We start from the raw sequence: 18,543 nt of genomic DNA, 5'->3' as shown, positions 1-18,543 counted from the left end.
GCTGAATAGACGAGAGATGAAATATGTATAATGATGCGGAAGTTGGTTGTTCTCCTATAACAGGTAAAGTAGCTTGTATGGAAAAGCAACGTAATCGTCTCGTAGTATTAGCTGGGCCAACGGCAGTCGGCAAAGGAACCGTAGAAAAGAAGCTATTCGAAGCTCATCCTGATATCTGGCTCAGTATTTCCGCAACTACCCGTGACCCGCGCCCTGGTGAAGTAGACGGAGTTAATTATTTCTTCAAAACCGAGCAGGAGTTCCTTGATATGGAAGCGCGCGGCGAGTTTCTGGAGACGGCTACCGTACATGGAACTCATCATTACGGTACGCCAGTTGCTCCTGTGCTGGAGCATTTGGAGGCGGGGGATCCATCAATGCTCGAAATTGATGTGCAGGGTGTGCACAAGGTTCGGGCTCGTGCTCAGGAATTGGGGCTCAATCCAGTATTCGTATTTCTGGCTCCGCCAAGCTTCGAGGAGCTTGAATCACGCTTGAAGGGACGCGGTACGGAGACTGAGGAGCAGCAGCAGCGACGATTGCAAACGGCGCGTCATGAGCTTGAGCTTGAAGGCGAGTTTGATGTGGTGATTGTGAACGATCAGGTGGAGCGCGCGGCGCAGGAGCTGTGGCGGGTGTTCGAAGATGCGATGGGAGACGGGGAGTAAGCCTAGGGATTTATGCGAATCAGAGGCTTGTAAGCTGGCTTGGTCAGATAATTTCGGATAATTTGTGCTCGGAGGCTTACTCCGAGCGCTTTTTATTTGTGCGGATATATCTATTTTGCAAGTGAGTGCTATTTTTTTCTTATTTAATCGAAAGACCGCGCGAAAATGGTATTCAGTTGCAAAAGAGTTTTTGCTCACCTCACACTAGTTCCTCTTAACACTCCTAGTTATCTGTCGCACTCATAAAAACTGCTTTCATCCCTGACGGTTTTCCACATCCGTTCACAATGATTCTTGGATATAAGTATTTGGATTCATTTGCGCCATAATCGGCTTATGAGCGATTTTAAGCAACCGTTAATTAAGCCGTCGGATTCGAACATGCGCAGACGTTTGCAACGTCGTGAGCGTAGGGGAAAGGTTATGCGGCCATTATGGGGTCTATACGCATTCGCTGACGATTGGAATCGTCTCAATCCGTGGCAAAAGCAGCTATCGAAAATCTGCATGGTTGCTGGGATGCATCTTCATTGGCCGCTTGCGAATGTTTCTGCAGCAGCAGTTTTAGGTGCGACCTGTGACGGTCGAAACGGTCCAAAATATTTGGAACATGTTCATTTTGTAGCAGACGATAAAACTTCCACGGCTCATCGAAAGCGTCTCCCGGTTCGTTTTCACTATGCCAAGTTTTCAAGGCCTAAAGAAATTTTCGCGATGATTAAAACACAGAGAATTTATGCGAATGCAATTATCTCGCAAGATGAACGTTCAATTGCAAAATCATATACACCGATAAACAGTTATATTGGTATTGCGCACGGAATTTTAGTTACCTCACCGTTGCAAACGATTTTTGATTGTATGCGAAGACTTCCGTTCGAAGATGCGCTTAAAATTTGCGACCGGCTCGCGGCAATTTATCACATTACATACCACGATTTAGTTGAATTTATTTTCCTTCGACATGGTTGCTGGTTCAACATCCCAACGCTTTTTAAGATGAAATTCGTTGATAGACGTTCAGATAATGGTGGAGAATCGTTCTGTCGTGGGCGGATGATTCGTGGTGGTTTACAAGCACCAATAGTTCAGAAAGAATTTAAAAATTGCTTACTGAGGTTACCAGCGGATGCAGGTGCCACGTTGCAACGAACAGACACTATACGACCTGATTTTGCATGGGGAGTAAGCTCATCGGATGGTGGATTTCGCTATATCGCTGCGGAATTGGATGGTCGAGCAAAATATGTGAATAGAGCTATGATTTCGCAAGTTGGTGCGACGGATTCTATTGATGTTCTCATGCGGGAAAAAGATAGAGAAAATATCTTTGCGTTCCTTGGAATCCCCGTAGTTCGGTTCCAATTTAGGGAAGCGTACATGAATAACGGAGAAAATATGCTCATGAAGTTGCGAATGATTGGAGTACCTGAAGCGAGCGAGGGTGAGAAACAAAACCGTCGGGGGTTACTAGCGGATTGTCTGGGGCATCCTACGCTTATGATGCTGTGAGATTGCTGTTCGGTTGTTGTGAGACTGTGATTGTGCGGCTTTGGTTTGCGGGCTGTGTTTTAAAAACTTTTTTGCAGGTGAGTGCTATTAATACTAACGAAATACTTTGATTGGTCATTAAAATGGATCGCAGTTGCAAAATAGTTTTTGCTTCTCCCATCTTACGCAGGCATATCTGTAAATAGTCAAACGGCTTGAGCGGAGATGAGGGCGATAGGCCGTTTTATTCGCTCATAAGCTATATTTCCGTATGTTTGGCATGCGAAAATCCGAGAAAACCCTAAATGAGTTCCTAGGACCCTAGGGTTACTCAATCCCTAAAATCCCGAATCTCTAAACCTCTAAGAATTTCGACTCTTTCGCAGATGCCCATTTAGCTCACGTACCTGTTGGCGTCGGATAATAAAAGAGATAATCCAAATAATAAGGTACACAACTGCAAAAATGATTATAAATCCCCCCAGCTGCCGTGCGTCCCATTCAATCCATCCCGCAGCTGTCCCAATAATTATTGCAGAAGACAGCGTTACAATGAAATGCAGTGCGGTAGATTGAGTGAGACCAAGTTCCAATGGGTTCTCGTTATAAATTAAGTAGCTCGAAGTTCCAGAAACTGCTCCCATTAGCATCCATAAGCAAACACTTACGATAAAAGCTAATGTTATGGACGGAAATTGGGCTGTCCACGAAGGAGTGCTCGGTATGAAGACCTTAGATGAGAAAGATGCGTTAAAAAATATGGCCATCCATATCCCGATAAAGGCTCCGATGATTGAGCTTGTGGCTGTCACTTTGAGTGTACTAAGAATTGGTTTTTTCATGGTAAATCCTTGAGTAAATCTGTGGGACTTAAATGAATCCTTAAAAGAATCCTTAAATAAATCCTTGAGCAATTCCTTAAATAATTCCCTGATTTAAGTCTGTTTCATAATCCTCATACAAACTTTATGTATGAGAGATGAGTCGTGATTTAATCGTTGAAATGTAACGAGCAGATACTTTTACGGTTGAACCGTCTTGCAGTATTGCAAGGTAGTTTCCGGCCAAATTGAGGTCAAATCGTACAAGAGCATGCATGTTGATGATTGCGCTGTTGCTTACTCGCACGAAGTGAGAAGAACTTAGCTGCGCGGCTAACATTTTTAGAGTGAGATTGATCTGCCAATCACGTTTGCCGTAGCGTGCGAAAACTTTCTTATCAGCCGCGTAGAAGAATGAGATGCTTGATACGGGGATAAGAGAATTTTGCTTGCCGTAAACTCCAGAAATCATATCGAGATTCGCATTATTGCTAGTAGATTCGTCCTGCAAATTTTCGAGGAGATGTATGGCTGAATCTACTATCGCAGTACGTTCTTGCGCAATGATGAGCGCGAACGGTTCAATCGGCTCATTTGCTTGTTGAAAACTAGCTTTCATATGATCTCCCTTCTGCAGGCCTTTCTGCATTTTTGCGGGTAAATTCAGATATTTTCTTTAATAAAATAATACGAAAATACAGCGGTAACTTCTACTTGAATGCGACGGATTATGTAAAAGTGATGATAACTGCATCGAATTCATGGATAGAAACAAAATATCATTGAATATTCGTATCAACGAGCAACGCGTTAATCGCTTAAGAATGGTAAAAATTCAAAAACGTGGTACTCTCTAACTGTCGGAAAGAATGGGAGTTTATGCATGGTTGCAAGACAAGCAGGCCGGACAAAGCGAGCGACACTCAAAGACGTCGCGCAAGCCGCAGGTGTATCATCTACCGCGGTTTCGTTGGTATTGAATGATAAGCCCAACCGTTTTACCGAAGAAACGCGTGCGCAGATTCGAAAAATTGCTGAAGATTTGAACTATGTTCCTAATCAGTCCGCGCGTAGTCTTGCTACGAGGGCATCAAGTCTTTTAGCGTTGTTCATTCCTGATATTGAAAATTTATTTTTTGTTTCTCTTGCGAAACATCTGGAAGATGAATGCAAGAAGCAAGGATATTCGCTACTTATTGTGGATACACGCGAGGATTTGCGTGAACAAGAAAATGCTCTCAAACGAATGATCCAGCTTAATATTGATGGCTTATTTATTGTCCCTGTACGTGGCGATAAGAATGGGATTAAGAGCGAGGATAAGAACAAAAGCAGCAAAGAAAGCACAGGTGGAGATAAGGCATTTATGCGCAGTCTTGCTGAAGCTGATTTTCCTGTTGTTTTTGTCGATCGTATTCCTGACGATTTAACTGAAGAAGATATGGAAGATTCTTGGCGTGCGCTAGCTTATGATCATCGTGCTGGTGGTCGACTCGCTGCGAAACTTTTTGCAGATAGAGGCCATACGAAAATAGGTATTATTGGGCCAGTGGAATCTAAGAACAGTGAGTTTATTGGGAATATTGCGCGTTTTGAGGGTTTTGTAGATGAGCTCGGCTTGCAAAAAATTAGTCTTGATAGTAACTGCATACGTAATGGTGATTTTAACGTGTCTGTTGGGAGGGACAATGCGGATGCGTTAATTGATGCAGGAGTGACAGCTGTTTTTTGTGGGAATGATCTTATTGCAATTGGATTTACGCGTCGTGCGCGTGAACGAGGAAAACGGGTGCCGCAAGATATTTCTGTAATTGGGTATGATGACGTGATGACTGCATTTGGGCTTGATTTTGACTTTACAACAATTCGCCAGGATGTGCATGAACTGGCCGTGCGTAGTTGTGAAGCGATGCTCAATGGTACTCACTTGCAAAAAAATAATAAGGCTACGCAGATTTCAAAAATTACTATGCTTCAACCTCAATTGGTTGAACGCGATACCGTTGCAGTCGCGGTGAAATAAAGCGAATGCGTTGTGCGCTGCCTGCTGGATACAGGTACATCGTACGCAAAGAACCAAGGGTGTTCTAGGTGACTAGCTGAGACTTTCATTTTCTGTCGCAACCATAAAACGCAGTATATTCCATTACGCTCCATGAGCGACACGCTCTTGACTACTCCGTGTTTTCAAATCGACAGAAAACTGCTAAATTATATATGGTTAAGCGTTTAACCACGAAGGTCACAATGGTATCTGGTATCTTCAGATAATCAGGGCCTGAAAGGTATGAGCGTGAAAAAATGAATGGCATAACTAGAAAAATGCGCATCAAGAAACTGGTAGCGCTAAGGATTTAGTTGTGTGAATTGAACGGATTAAGTAATGTACACATGCTGTGTACATGCGAGATACGAACAAGGAATGAGCGGAATCAAAGGAGACTTCGATGGCCAAGAAGATTATTTTGGATTGTGACCCAGGTCATGATGATGCAGTTGCTATTTTGCTGGCTGTGGGCAATCCAGAGATTGATTTATTGGGCGTAACAACTGTTGGTGGAAATCAGAGCATTGAAAAGGTGACATACAATGCTCGTGCTGTTCTCGAAAAAGCGCATGCGACAGATATTCCAGTGTATCGTGGTGCTGGTCGCCCGATTGTTCGTCCAGCTCAGGCAGCTGCTTCAATTCACGGTGAAACCGGTCTTGACGGTGTAGAGCTTCCTGAGCCTACAAGGCCTCTTGAAGATGAAGGTGCAGTTCAGTTCATTATTGACACAATTATGCGTGAAGAACCAGGTACAGTTACCCTCGTGCCAACTGGCCCATTGACTAATATCGCTTTGGCCGCACGAATCGAGCCACGAATTGTTGAACGCGTCAAGGAAGTCGTTCTTATGGGCGGTGGCTACCACGTAGGAAACTGGAGCGCGGTTGCTGAGTTCAACATTATGGTTGATCCTGAAGCAGCACATATCGTATTTAATGAGCCATGGAAAGTAACAATGGTTGGTCTTGATTTAACTCACCAAGCATTGTGCACACCTGAAATCCAAAAGAAGATTGAAGGCGTTGGTACCGATTTGGCGATGTTCGTTTCGGGTTTGATGGACTTCTTCCGTTTAGCATATAGTCAAAATCAAGATTTTGTGGATCCTCCAGTACATGATCCTTGCACGGTCGCATATCTCATCGATCCTTCCGTAGTCCAGACGCGTCGTTGCCCAGTTGATGTAGAACTTACTGGAACTTTGACATTGGGCATGACTGTTGCTGATTTGCGAGGCCCTGAACCAAGTGAAGAGGAATGCCATACTCAAGTTGCTACAAAGCTTGACTTCGATAAGTTCTGGAACTTGGTAGAGGATGCAATTACTCGAATCGGCTAATAGCTTCAAGCCATTCATAAGTAATTACAGTAAATCCAAGAAAATAAACGTATACAAAGCATAGCAAGGCATGATACACATGGAAAAGAATACTGTTCTCGATATGCTCGCCCAACTTAATGGTGCTGTAGCGGTTGTCGGTTCTATGAATGCGGACTATACGGTTCGCGTTCCTCGTTTCCTTCTACCGGGGGAGACGCTTGAGGGTGGAGCTTTGGAAATTCTTCCTGGCGGTAAATCGTCAAATCAGGCTGCGACCGCAGCCAAGCTCGGAGCGAAAGTGACGATGTTTGGGGCACTCGGAACTGACTCAAATGCTGACTTCTTAGCTGGTAAACTCGAGGAAGCTGGGGTAGATACTAACCGTATCGCTCGTCTTGACGGTCCTTCAGGAACGACTGTAATTACAGTTTCCGAGGCCGACGGAGAAAATACAATTGTGTATTCTGCCGGCTCGAATCGTAAAGTTACACCTGAATATATCCGGGAAAATGCGCAGGCATTAACCGATGCAAAGGTACTCGGGTTATGCCTTGAGTCTCCTATGGAAACTGTGATTGAGGCAGCGCGTATTGCTCACGAAGCAGATATGCCTGTATTGCTCAATAATTCTCCATTTATGGCAAATCTTCCACAGGAGCTTATTGATAATACTGATATCTTGCTTGCCAATGAACATGAAACTGCTCAGATCATTGGGATGGATGATGACGGCATCGATTGGTCTACTTTCGATTGGGAAAGTATGCGCGTTCGTCTAGCTGAAATGGGCTTCCATAAGGTCATTATTACGTTAGGCGCTTTGGGATCATGTGTCATTGATGGCGAAACAATTACCCGCGTTGATGGTGTTCGCATCAATCCTGTTGATACAACGGGTTGTGGTGATTCCTATATGGGTACTGTTCTTGCAGGACTTGCTAGCGGTTTCGATTTGACTGATAGCGCACGTATGGCAGCGTATGTGGCAGCGTATGCAGCATGCGGTTATGGTGCGCAAGCGTCATATGGAACCGTAGCACAAATTCGTGAGGCCTTTTCTCTCTAACTCAATTTCTCTAGAAGGTCTCCCACTATTAGGGTTCTTTCGTTGTGTTTCCATGTGTACAACGAAAGAACCCTTTTTATGCGAATTTAGTAGATTATCGTAATAGCTTAGAATCTCTTCTAACCGCAAGAAAATATGTAATAGTACATAATGCTAAGTTGAAAATCGCGATGAAACAGTTCATATACTGACCAGTATGAGCGGTAGTAAAACCTTCAGTTATGTGATTTATGTCAGTTAGTGAATCGCTGAATAATACTGCGATACAATTTACAATCAGGAGAAGAATTCCACACAGAATCAACAGGATCCTAGACATGTGAGCATTGAAATTCCTTGCATACCATAGAAGCAATAATGAGGGTAACATACCCCCACAAAGAAGCGCGACGAGGGAATACTGCCAACTGCCAGACTCAAAAATTACAGTGCGAATGCTCAGTGATACCGTTAAAAGACTGAGAAAGAGTATTAAGCTTGCAAAACCGGCATGGACGTTATCGTCATGAGTTGTGCATTGGGTAATGATGAAAGCACATACAAGCAGAAGAACTGACGCGACTATAGATACAATTGGGGTAATTCGCGTCCCATCGGTTCCAGCATAATCAATATCGAATAATGTTGCTCCGGAATGGACAAACAAATCCACACTTTCAATAATTGTCATCGCGCATACTGAGAATAGTGACAAGTATCGTAAAAGTTATCTGAATCGTGCGCTGAGTGATATGCGATGAATATATAAGCAGTATGAGCGGTACGCAGAGGCTGCATATAAATGGTGCTATAAATGACGGGATACGTATGTAAAAAGTAGTGTTTGCATTTAGCTGATTAACGGATAGAACAATTGCTACTAGGAGCAGCGCTGCAGATATAGCAAAAGTGAAGGCCGGTATAGAAGTCAGGCTGTTTTTTTCTGGTGTGAGATATGTGACGACATAGGTCTTCACTTTCTTTTTAATTGTTGAATATAGGAAGAAGATTTATGCCATATGTGAGATACCGATAGATTGCCATGTGCTTCATCTGCTAGCAATATAGAATACTAGCAATATGGAATATGATGGCGGTGAAGCACATGGTATATTTCAGATATTCGGAAATCAAAAATCAAGAATCAAATATCAAGCATCAGGCTGTGTAGAAGGAAGCGTAGCAGAAGGTGAGATAGTTTCACCTTGAACAGGAGCTGGTGCCGGAATCGGGGCAGACGCTGGCACTGGATTTAGATTGGGAGTATGAACAACCTCTTCAGTTTTTCTCAATCGAGCAATAGCTATAGTGACAAGTACCGAACCGATGCACATTAATATTGTCACGGTTGCGTAGAGAGGACGCCATATGAAAGAGCCATAATCGTAGCGGGGGCAACCGAATGTGTTACATAATGTTTCGGAGAAGAGAAAAACGGTGACGGAAGCGATAATAAAAACGACGTTCGTAAGAGCTAACCATACTTGAGTGTTACCAGAACATACTCGAATCGCATATCCAAGAAGAATAAATGGCACTACGATTCCGCTGATGAACAGAGCGAATCCCGTGATATCGCTTTCAGTAAACGAACGCACAACCATCAGCAAAGATGCTGCGACTCCGATGATGGAGAAACATATCATACGAATAATTTGATTGCGAAGTTTCATAGTTCTCACCTTCCTCTTTAGGCATAGCGACAATCATCGGATGATTTGTTCTAACGTGTCCGTACACGAATCGTGTGATTGCGGCTATGCAATTGTTGATTTCAAAATCATCTTTATCGTGATTCTAAAATCATTTCATACACTGCTGAGTATATGAAATTGCCTCTATTGTACTAGTAAAGAACAATAGAGGCAATGAATGAGAGCTGGCCAAGTTGCGAGAATGCTCTCACACTCTGTGATAGCCGTATATCTCAGAGTGTTTTTCTTTTATAGTCTCGCGAGCAACGTTGAATATTAATCCGCCTGATGAGCCAAACGGTTAATGAGTTCAGGGTCTCGTGTAGCGCCCTTGTCGGCAGAGCGTGCGAATGCTGCATAGGCCTTGAGAGCAAGAGAAACTTGACGATCGCGATGTGGTCGGTAACCATAGCCATTTTCAATTTTCTCTCGGCGTTCAGCAAGTACGTCGTCTGGAACATCTACATTAATCGTTCGATTCGGAATATCAATAACGATTTTGTCGCCATTTTCTACTAAAGCGATTGGGCCACCGGCTGCTGCTTCAGGTGCGATATGGCCAATAGATAGACCAGATGATCCGCCAGAATATCGACCATCGGTGAGCAGAGCTACTTCCTTACCAATGCCTTTTCCCTTAACAAAGGAAGTAGGGTAAAGCATTTCCTGCATACCAGGTCCACCCTTTGGGCCTTCATAACGAATAATAAGAGCTTGACCAGGCTTTAAGGTGTCATTCAAAATGACTTCTACAGCCTGTTCCTGAGACTCGACGACAAGTGCTTCGCCTGTAAACTTCCAAATGGATGGATCTACGCCTGCGGTTTTAACAACGCAACCATCAGGAGCGATATTTCCACGAAGTACTGCAAGTCCACCTTCAGTCACAGATGGATGCTCAATATCATGAACGGCACCATTAATATAATCACGATCGAGATCATCGAAACGAGCATCTTGGCTTAAACCTTCATGCGTGCGAACTCCGCTAGGGGCAGCTGTAAAGAGATCTAATGCCTCATCAATAACAGTGTCGCGGCGGATGTCCCAATCATTGAGCTTCGCCTCAAGAGTTGGATAATCCACGGAGTGTACATCGCGATGGAGTTTACCTCCGCGATCCAATTCGCCCAAGATTCGGGTGATGCCACCAGCACGATGAACATCAGAAATTTCCCATGGTCCAGATGGGCTTGCTTTACAAATGCAAGGAACTGTATGGGAGATACGTTCAATGTCTTCCAAAGTGAAATCGACATCTGCACTTTGAGCAGCCGCAAGAATATGCAAAACGGTATTTGTAGAACCGCCCATAGCAACGTCCATAGTCATAGCATTTTCAAAAGCATGCTTTGTCACAATGGAACGTGGTAAGACGGATTCATCATCCTCATGATAGTAACGATTAGCAAGCTCAACGATTTTCGCTCCGGCTTTTTCAAACAATGCCGTACGAGCCTTATGATCTGCCAAAGTCGTTCCGTTACCTGGAAGAGCTAAACCAAGAGCCTCCATCAGACAGTTCATAGAATTAGCAGTAAACATACCTGCGCATGATCCGCATGTTGGGCATGCAGTACGTTCGTAGGCAAGCAAATCTTCATCAGAAACATTATCGTCTGCTGATGCATACATAACGTCAATCAGATCAGTACTCTTTGTCGTACCGTCTGACAGAGTAGTAGTACCTGATTCCATTGGGCCGCCAGAAACAAAAATCGTAGGAATATTCAGACGAAGGGCAGCCATAAGCATACCCGGGCTGATCTTGTCACAATTAGAAATGCAAATTAATGCATCAGCGCAATGCGCATTAACGGAATACTCCACTGCATCGGCGATGATGTCTCGGCTTGGCAAAGAGTAGAGCATGCCAGTGTGGCCCATAGCGATACCATCGTCAACAGCAATAGTATTGAACTCGCGAGGAATGCCGCCCGCCTGTTTAATTGCTTCGGAGACGATGCGTCCAACCTTATTAAGGTGCACATGTCCTGGAACGAACTCAGAGAAAGAATTCGCAACAGCAATAATTGGTTTGCCGAAATCCTTTTCATCGACGCCTGCAGCGCGGTAGAGCGCGCGTGCTCCGGCAAACATACGACCGTTCATAATTGTTTCTGATCTCATCTTCATACTTCCATAGTAATAGGTAGAGGTGTCCTTCGCGCGTTTCGTTCACGTAGTGGAAAATTAAGATTATGATTTTCGTCACAACGATGGGGAAGTCGATTGGAAGAGGATCACAACATTCGAGTAGATTAATAGAGTAAGCAATGGATAAGTAAGTGAGATGCGTGATTGCGCGGTTTTATTAAAATTCAGATGAGATTCCAATATTATTTCAGCGACGGTGCAGATGGAATTCAGGTAAAATCCACAGTGAATGCATGCGGGCACTCTGTAATAGTAAGCATTGTCTGATAACGGCGCTACCTGATAACTACAACTAACGCAGCATAACTAAGCAACGTAATAACTACGCTTACCGAATAGTTGTGTTTATACAGTGGTATGAGTACACTTATAAAGACTTGAGATAGACTATTTCGTGTATTGGAGAAAAATGGCACTGGGAACTAACCCTGAACCACAGGGACTTGTAAATCCACCATTGGATGAGCTTACTGAGCACGCAGATTCAAAGTATGCATTGGCGATGTTTGCAGCTCGTCGCGCTCGCCAGATTAATTCTTACTTTACTCAGCTTAATGAAGGCTTGTTGCAAAACGTTGGTCCTCTTGTAGAGTATCAGAATAATGAAAAGCCATTGTCGATTGCTTTCCGCGAGATTAATGAAGGATTGCTCGAAGAGACTTTGGGTGAGGACGAGTAAACTGACGAATACGCTGTCGCTTATGAACTCTGTATCGCTTACGATATTCGGGTTTGCGAACAGCAAGTAATTGGTTGAAAACTATACTTTATCCCGCGTTGGCGTTTAACAAGCTGATGCGGGATTTCTTATCGAAGAAAGGACTTCGAAAGTATGACAAAGCATGATGATTGCCAGCACGCTCAACACATTAAGCACAACGATAATCAAGATATTCACCTCTTTACATCCGAATCTGTAACTGAAGGTCACCCTGATAAGGTGTGCGATCAGATTTCGGATGCGATTTTGGATGCTTATTTAGCTGCAGACTCACATGCACACGTAGCTGTTGAAACTTGTGCAACAGCGGGGCAATTTGTTATTTTTGGCGAGGTGTCGTCTAGCGCACATATCAATGTATCGGCCGTTGCTCGAAACGTTCTAGAACGTATAGGTTATACTGATTCTCGCATCGGAGTTGATGCGGCTACTGTGGGAATTATGGAATCAATTGTGGCGCAGTCATCAGAAATTAACCAAGGGGTTAGTGCTGAAGCTAGAGCACAGATGACAGGTGCAGGCTCTGTTTCGTCGAATGAACAACGATATGAGTTACAAGGTGCGGGCGATCAAGGGCTCATGTTTGGATATGCGACGGATGAAACTGATGTATTAATGCCGCTACCCATTCTCCTTGCGCATAAGCTTGCTGCACGTTTAGCATCCGTACGACATAATGATATTGTTGCACACCTTCGTCCTGATGGTAAAACGCAAGTGACGGTTGCTTACGATAGCGATGAGAAACCGCTATACGTGGATACAATTGTGGTGTCAACGCAGCATGATCCTGAAGTTACACAAGAGTGGATTCATGAGCAGATTCGTATCCATGTAGTTGAGCCTGTTTTGAAACAGATTTGTGGCGATACAATCTCGCATGATAATTTCAGGCTACTCGTAAATCCTACGGGCTCATTCGTTAAAGGTGGTCCTTCGGCTGATGCGGGTCTTACTGGTCGCAAAATCATAGTTGATACCTATGGCGGTGCGGGACATCACGGTGGTGGTGCATTCTCAGGCAAAGATCCAAGTAAAGTAGACCGCTCTGCTGCCTACGCGGCTAGGTGGGTAGCTAAGAATATCGTTGCTGCTGGGCTGGCTCATCGCGCGGAAGTACAGGTAGCGTATGCTATTGGTGTAGCTGATCCGGTGTCGATTTATGTGAATACATTTGATACAGAGAATGTATCTCGCTCTATTATCGAAGCAGCTGTTAAGAAGGTGTTCGATTTAAGGCCAGCAGCAATTATCGATGAATTGGGTTTGCTCTCGCCGATATATTCGAGAACTGCTGCTTATGGACATTTTGGACGACCTGAGTTTAGCTGGGAGAATACAGATTACGCTGAGCAACTTCAAGATGTAGTATCTGAGTTAACACAAGAAAATACTGAAGGAAAGTAACACAGAAAGCCTAACTCGCTGAGTTTGCAGTTAATTCCGTGACGAGTTTTGAAGTTATTTATGTGCTAGGTTCAATCTCGTTCTTGAGAGGAAGAAAAATTCATGGATGATAACGCACGCTTGATTCAACAGCCTGCCTTAGATGGTTTGGCTGTTAAGACGCGTGCATCGTCAAAGAAACACACTGATGAACGCACTATCGCTCAAAACGCTCCAGCAACGCAGCTGCCTATAGCACGCGTAGTTCTTGATGTACAAACTGCTCATTTAGGACAATTTTTTGATTATATTGTTCCTCAGAAATTTTCTGAAATCGCGCAACCAGGAACTCTTATCCGTGCACGTTTTGGGAATCGACGCTGTACGGGTGTTATTTGGGAAAGAGTTCAATCGAGTAACGCTCCTCAATCTGCCTTAAAAAGTATTGAAAAAGTACTATCGCCGCATACGCATATTAGTGCTCATATGCGAGCGGATATTGAAGCGATTGCAACGTTTTTTGGTGGAAGTCGTGCAAATATCGTTCGTTTAGCTGTGCCTCCACGTGTTGCAAAGGTGGAGCAGGAAATATCGATTGCATCACGATCGGGAGCATTGGTTGATGAACTTTCTGAGGGGGTACGTTCTTTTGCACGTAACACCGAAGAAGAACTTGTTCAGTTATACAGTGGAATAACTCAAGTAAGCCGAGCGATGAGCATGACTAGCATGAGTTCACATATCATATGGGACACTTTGCCAGGGGTATCTCAGTGGGAACGCGATTTGGCGTGGATTGCTAGTACAGCCCGTATCCAGGGTAGACAAGTAGTTATGGTTCTTCCTGATATGCGACATGTGGAGCAGATATCGCGTGCTTTAGACGTGGCCGGTTTTAAACAATTCACTTCCGACAACGCTTTAGGAAAATGGCAGGGGAATTACGTCATTCTTAATGCATCTCTTCCAGCAGCAGATAGATATCGCTCATACCTTGCAGTTGCTCAGGGACTCGTTGGATGTGTAATCGGTACTCGCGCTGCAATGTATGCTCCTGTGGGAGCAAATGCTGTGTTCATTTCATTTCATGACAGCGTATATCAAAATTGGGATGGTTTTACCCCTTATCCCAATGTTCGTGATGTGCTAAGCATTCGAGCTAAGAGAAGTAACGGAATAGTGATAAATGCTGGGTACGTGCGAAGTATCGAAAATCAATGGCAGGCTGAGCATAATGAGAAGTCAGTTATCGAAGTTCATGGATTGAATGCAATTATTTCTCAAAGATGTGCATGGATACGCCACTTGAATAAAGAGGAGCTGGAGAGAATCGCTGATCCTGCAATTGGTGCACGCGTACCGTCTGTTGCAGTAAAAGTCCTACGTGATGCAGCTGAAAGAGGGCCAGTCCTTTTATCCATACCAGCGAGATCGCAATCAGCTGTATTATGCTGCTCATCATGTAGAAAAGTGGCTCAATGTCGTCGCTGTCTTGGACCGCTTATGCCAGGAAACACATCATCGAATGGACGTCCAGTATGCCAGTGGTGCGCCTCGGTTGCTATGCAATGGTCGTGTAGACACTGTGGTAATGAAACCATACGTTTGCTGCATGTAGGAACCGAAGGAACTGCTCAGGAACTGTCCACATTGGTCCCTGGAATCCCAATAGTAATATCGACTCCACATATGGCTCGTGGCATCGTGAACGAAATCAGTGATAAACCTGCTTTAGTTATTGCTACACCTGGAGCGGAACCAATAATTCGCAATCGTGAAAATGGGCAAGCAATGGGGTATCAAGCTATTGCCATTATCGATGCGTGGACGAGTTTATATGGCTCATCTCTTGATCAAAGAATTGATACACTTACCACATGGAGCCAAGTGGCTGCAATGTGCGTTCCTCGAACTCAAAATGGGCAGGTTCTTATTCTTGGAGAGGCTGACCGCAGTATCTCACAAGCATTGATGGTGTGGGATAGTCGAATACTGTCTCATAGAGAAGTTGAGCAGGCTAAGCAAACAGGCTTGCCGCCATCGACAAGTGCGGCGCTTGTCTGGGGAGAACGAGATAGCGTCAATCGTATGGTAAGCGCAGTCGAATCTGATTTTGGCGGACTTCCGCTTATAAAGACAGCAATGGGAGAATTGCCATCTGTCCTCGGTCCTGTGCCAAAGGCTGTACCGCAAACATTAAAGCAGCAGTATATCGATGGTTTGTATCAACGAGTGCAATGTGTAATCCGTGTTAGTCGTGAAAATTTGCCGCACTTAGTGCGTTCTTTGCATCAAGCACAAGCGCGTCATACTGCTGGGCGTAACGCACCAGAATTACATTTCCAAATTAATCCGAAGAATCTCATGTAGGATGATAAGAGAAATATTCTTACAGGATAATGGATGGACGGATATATTGGAAGTAGCGGTAGAAGTAACGGAACGGATAAAAAACTGAGAAATTACGAGAAATTGCGTAAAATGCTCCATCGCGGAATTGAGAAATACGGATTGAAATAATCTATATTACGATGAAAACGATGAGAGTAATGATAGATTGTGAAAACTTTCAAACGAATGAGAGACTTGAGAATAAACTTGAGAATACTGAGGAGTTATTATGACACGAATTCTTTTTGCAGGAACACCGGAGGTTGCGGTTCAGCCACTACATGCATTATGTGAAGCTGGCGGCGATATTGAGGTTGTGGGTGTATTGACTCGTCCAGATGCGCCACAAGGACGTGGGCGAAAACTTACCCCAAGCCCAGTGAAAAAGGCTGCTCTCGAATTAGGATTGCCAGTGATAGAGCATAAGCCGACATCTCCTGAGTTCTTTGAGTCACTTGACGAGCTCAAACCAGATATGGCAGCTGTAGTGGCATACGGAAATCTTCTCAAACAAGAAGCTCTCGACGCGATTGCCGGTGGATGGTACAACTTACATTTTTCCTTACTGCCATTGTGGCGTGGGGCTGCTCCTGTCCAACGAGCTATTTGGGCTGGCGATGAAATTACGGGAGCAACAGTATTTCGAATTGGGCCGGGTCTTGATGACGGGCCAATTTTAGCGCAGTCGACAGTGACTATTGGCGAACATGAAACGTCCGGACAACTTCTTGAACGCTTATCCAATGATGGCGCTTTGCTCCTTCGGTCAGCCCTTCAAGGCTTGATAAGTGGTCACATTACTCCACGCGAACAAGAGGACGGAGTGTACGAGCATGCAGCAAAAATTCATCCTGTAGATGCTCGCATACGTTTCGATGTCCCAGCGTTTGCAACTGACCGTCAGATTCGTGCGTGCACGCCTGAGCCGGGAGCATGGACAGTTCTTCATAATGGGGATGAAGAGACAATTAAGCTACACGTTATTGAGGCTCAGATTGATGCGGATGCGCAACAATTAGAACCGGGAGTACTTGCTGTAACTAAAAAGCATGTATGGGTCGGTACTGCCACATATCCGCTGGAACTTTTAGCTGTTAAGGCACAGGGCAAGAAGCAAATGTCTGCAGCAGATTGGGCACGTGGAGCTCGTTTACAAGCAGGAGCATATTGTGAGTAAAGCTAAAACTATCGCGAAATTAAAACGTCGCGGAAAAATGCCTGCCCAGCCAGCTAACGCGCGTTCAATAGCATATTCGGTCTTAACTAAGCTCGATGAGAATGACAGTTATGCAAATTTGCTCTTACCTAAAACCTTGAGCTCGGTCAATTTAAGCGATTCCGATAAAAGCTTTGTTACAGATGCAGTTTATGGGACATTACGGTGGAGACTTTTCTTAGACAGTGTTATAGAAGCTGCTCACAAGAAACCGTTGCGAACGATTAATGCAAAGTTGATTAATGTAGTGCGTCTCGGCGCATATCAATGGCTATTCATGAATATCGCAGAGTATGCGTGTGTCAATGAAACTGTTAATTTAGCCCGTAAACGTGTGGGGGCTCAAACGAGTGGCTTTGTAAATTCGTTGATGCGTAAAATCGTCTCGTACGATCATCATCAATGGGAAGTTAATATAACCTCGCGTATCCGTAAAGCTGAAGGCATGAGTGACGAAGACCTTAGAATTGCTCGCCAAGCTGTTCGCTTTTCGCATCCTCAATGGGTGGTGCGCGAACTTAAAGATGCATGGGATGCAGCTGGTTATGCGGATAATAATATTACGGATAATGCGGATGATGGCGTTGGTACATTAGGAAATCAAGAATCAGCGCGGGCATGTGAGAATCCAATTGATGCGATGCTTCGAGTGGATAATCAACCTCCAGCAGTGACTCTATGTGTGAGGCCGTCATTGGCAGATATAGATGAAGTCTATGACGATGTAGAGGAAAATCTGCATGGTAGTGCGCAACAGGGAAGTTTATCTCCTTATGCATTACGTATCCGAGGTGTAAATCCACAAAATATACAAAGCGTACGGGAAGGGCGTACAGGAGTTGAAGATGAGGGTAGTCAGATTGCGGCATTAGCATTAACTCTTGCGACGGTAGAATCCTCCACAAGCGGCGCTAATGAGCAATGGTTAGATATGTGTGCTGGGCCTGGCGGGAAAACTGCTCTTCTCGCTTCGATTGCATCTCAAAAAGGTGCGAAGATTAGTGCGAATGAACCACACGAGCATCGTCGAGAATTGGTTAAGGATAATCTCAAAGCTATAAATACGTCAACAATTGGTGAGATTACAGGAATCAATGGTGTGAAATTTGGTGAGCTTAAGCCACAATATTTTGACCGAATTCTCGTAGATGCACCTTGCTCGGGACTTGGAGCTTTGCGTCGCAGGCCAGAAGCTAGATGGCGGAAAAGTCCGGATAGTATTGGTCAGTTGTCACAATTACAGCACGACCTTCTGGGCAGTGCGCTTGATGCTTTGAAACCTGGAGGAGTTGTAGCATACGTTACCTGCTCGCCAGTTTTAGCAGAGACTAGACATGTAATTGACGCAATTCTTTCTGAGAGACCAGATGTCAGTAGGGTAGATGTGCCGTCTATTATGGCGAAGTTGAATGCGAATATTCCTCTTCCGGCAGCGAAGATAGACGACCAACCTCGCGATATGCAGCTCTTTGAACATATTCATGATACGGATCAGATGTTTATTTCAATTTTGAAGAAGAATAAGTGAGTAGATAGATAACAGCAAAGGCTGTGGAGTGCTACAGTAAGTAAACGCAGTTAT

At 44.4% G+C, this 18,543-nt stretch carries 15 protein-coding genes; 11 read left to right on the top strand and 4 right to left on the bottom strand.

Features of this window, described 5'->3' with window-relative positions; genetic code table 11:
- Positions 1-77: 77 nt before the first annotated feature.
- Both gmk and EJ419_RS00540 read left to right on the top strand, forming a co-directional pair.
- A complete protein-coding gene (gmk, locus tag EJ419_RS00545) occupies positions 78-668 on the top strand; it encodes a guanylate kinase (protein ID WP_131282977.1) in 591 nt (196 codons plus the stop codon).
- 336 nt (positions 669-1,004) lie between these two features.
- Positions 1,005-2,180, top strand: a complete 1,176-nt coding sequence (locus EJ419_RS00540) for a hypothetical protein (protein ID WP_131282976.1) — start codon at positions 1,005-1,007, stop codon at positions 2,178-2,180.
- A 341-nt stretch (positions 2,181-2,521) separates the two neighbouring features.
- Here EJ419_RS00540 and EJ419_RS00535 read toward each other — a convergent pair whose 3' ends face one another.
- Positions 2,522-2,926: a DUF3021 domain-containing protein gene (locus EJ419_RS00535; protein ID WP_240680288.1), complete on the bottom strand. Its 405-nt coding sequence runs from the start codon at positions 2,924-2,926 to the stop codon at positions 2,522-2,524.
- Between EJ419_RS00535 and EJ419_RS08420 the strand changes: the two genes are divergently transcribed.
- Entirely contained in the window at positions 2,844-3,014 is a 171-nt protein-coding gene (locus EJ419_RS08420; RefSeq protein WP_240680291.1) for a hypothetical protein, read from the top strand. The genes EJ419_RS00535 and EJ419_RS08420 overlap by 83 nt on opposite strands.
- A 111-nt stretch (positions 3,015-3,125) precedes the next feature.
- Here EJ419_RS08420 and EJ419_RS00530 read toward each other — a convergent pair whose 3' ends face one another.
- Positions 3,126-3,599: a LytTR family DNA-binding domain-containing protein gene (locus EJ419_RS00530; protein WP_165496179.1), complete on the bottom strand. Its 474-nt coding sequence runs from the start codon at positions 3,597-3,599 to the stop codon at positions 3,126-3,128.
- Positions 3,600-3,863: 264 nt separating this feature from the next.
- On the opposite strand from EJ419_RS00530, the gene EJ419_RS00525 reads away from it, so the two are divergent.
- The 3 genes from EJ419_RS00525 to EJ419_RS00515 all read left to right on the top strand — a co-directional run bounded on the left by EJ419_RS00525 (position 3,864) and on the right by EJ419_RS00515 (position 7,417).
- Positions 3,864-5,003 (top strand): LacI family DNA-binding transcriptional regulator, encoded by a 1,140-nt coding sequence (locus EJ419_RS00525; protein ID WP_131282973.1) that lies wholly within the window; start codon positions 3,864-3,866, stop codon positions 5,001-5,003.
- Between the two features lie 424 nt (positions 5,004-5,427).
- Entirely contained in the window at positions 5,428-6,369 is a 942-nt protein-coding gene (gene uriH / locus EJ419_RS00520; RefSeq protein WP_131282972.1) for a uridine-preferring nucleoside hydrolase UriH, read from the top strand.
- 79 nt (positions 6,370-6,448) lie between these two features.
- Positions 6,449-7,417 (top strand): ribokinase, encoded by a 969-nt coding sequence (locus EJ419_RS00515; RefSeq protein WP_131282971.1) that lies wholly within the window; start codon positions 6,449-6,451, stop codon positions 7,415-7,417.
- 1,130 nt (positions 7,418-8,547) lie between these two features.
- On the opposite strand, the gene EJ419_RS00510 is transcribed toward EJ419_RS00515, so the two are convergent.
- Together EJ419_RS00510 and ilvD are read right to left on the bottom strand one after the other, a co-directional pair.
- Entirely contained in the window at positions 8,548-9,069 is a 522-nt protein-coding gene (locus EJ419_RS00510) for a hypothetical protein (RefSeq protein ID WP_131282970.1), read from the bottom strand.
- Positions 9,070-9,366: 297 nt separating this feature from the next.
- Entirely contained in the window at positions 9,367-11,226 is a 1,860-nt protein-coding gene (ilvD, locus tag EJ419_RS00505) for a dihydroxy-acid dehydratase (protein ID WP_131282969.1), read from the bottom strand.
- Positions 11,227-11,656: 430 nt separating this feature from the next.
- On the opposite strand from ilvD, the gene rpoZ reads away from it, so the two are divergent.
- The 5 genes from rpoZ to EJ419_RS00480 all read left to right on the top strand — a co-directional run bounded on the left by rpoZ (position 11,657) and on the right by EJ419_RS00480 (position 18,489).
- Entirely contained in the window at positions 11,657-11,926 is a 270-nt protein-coding gene (rpoZ, locus tag EJ419_RS00500) for a DNA-directed RNA polymerase subunit omega (RefSeq protein ID WP_131282968.1), read from the top strand.
- A gap of 153 nt (positions 11,927-12,079) precedes the next feature.
- Complete coding sequence (gene metK, locus EJ419_RS00495) at positions 12,080-13,375, top strand: methionine adenosyltransferase (RefSeq protein ID WP_131282967.1); 1,296 nt, start codon at positions 12,080-12,082, stop codon at positions 13,373-13,375.
- 102 nt (positions 13,376-13,477) lie between these two features.
- On the top strand, positions 13,478-15,724 hold the full coding sequence (locus EJ419_RS00490) for a primosomal protein N' family DNA-binding protein (RefSeq protein WP_131282966.1): 2,247 nt from the start codon (positions 13,478-13,480) through the stop codon (positions 15,722-15,724).
- Between the two features lie 250 nt (positions 15,725-15,974).
- Positions 15,975-16,922 (top strand): methionyl-tRNA formyltransferase, encoded by a 948-nt coding sequence (gene fmt / locus EJ419_RS00485; RefSeq protein WP_131282965.1) that lies wholly within the window; start codon positions 15,975-15,977, stop codon positions 16,920-16,922.
- Positions 16,915-18,489 carry an RsmB/NOP family class I SAM-dependent RNA methyltransferase gene (locus EJ419_RS00480; protein WP_240680283.1) on the top strand — a complete coding sequence of 525 codons (1,575 nt, stop codon included), beginning with the start codon at positions 16,915-16,917 and terminating at the stop codon, positions 18,487-18,489. Before fmt ends, EJ419_RS00480 begins: the two co-directional genes overlap by 8 nt.
- Positions 18,490-18,543 lie beyond the last annotated feature (54 nt).

It is taken from the genome of Alloscardovia theropitheci, assembly GCF_004332295.1.
GTDB lineage: Bacteria > Actinomycetota > Actinomycetes > Actinomycetales > Bifidobacteriaceae > Alloscardovia > Alloscardovia theropitheci.
The sequence above is the reverse complement of the archived record's forward strand: the minus strand, read 5'-3'. Positions and strand labels throughout refer to the sequence as shown.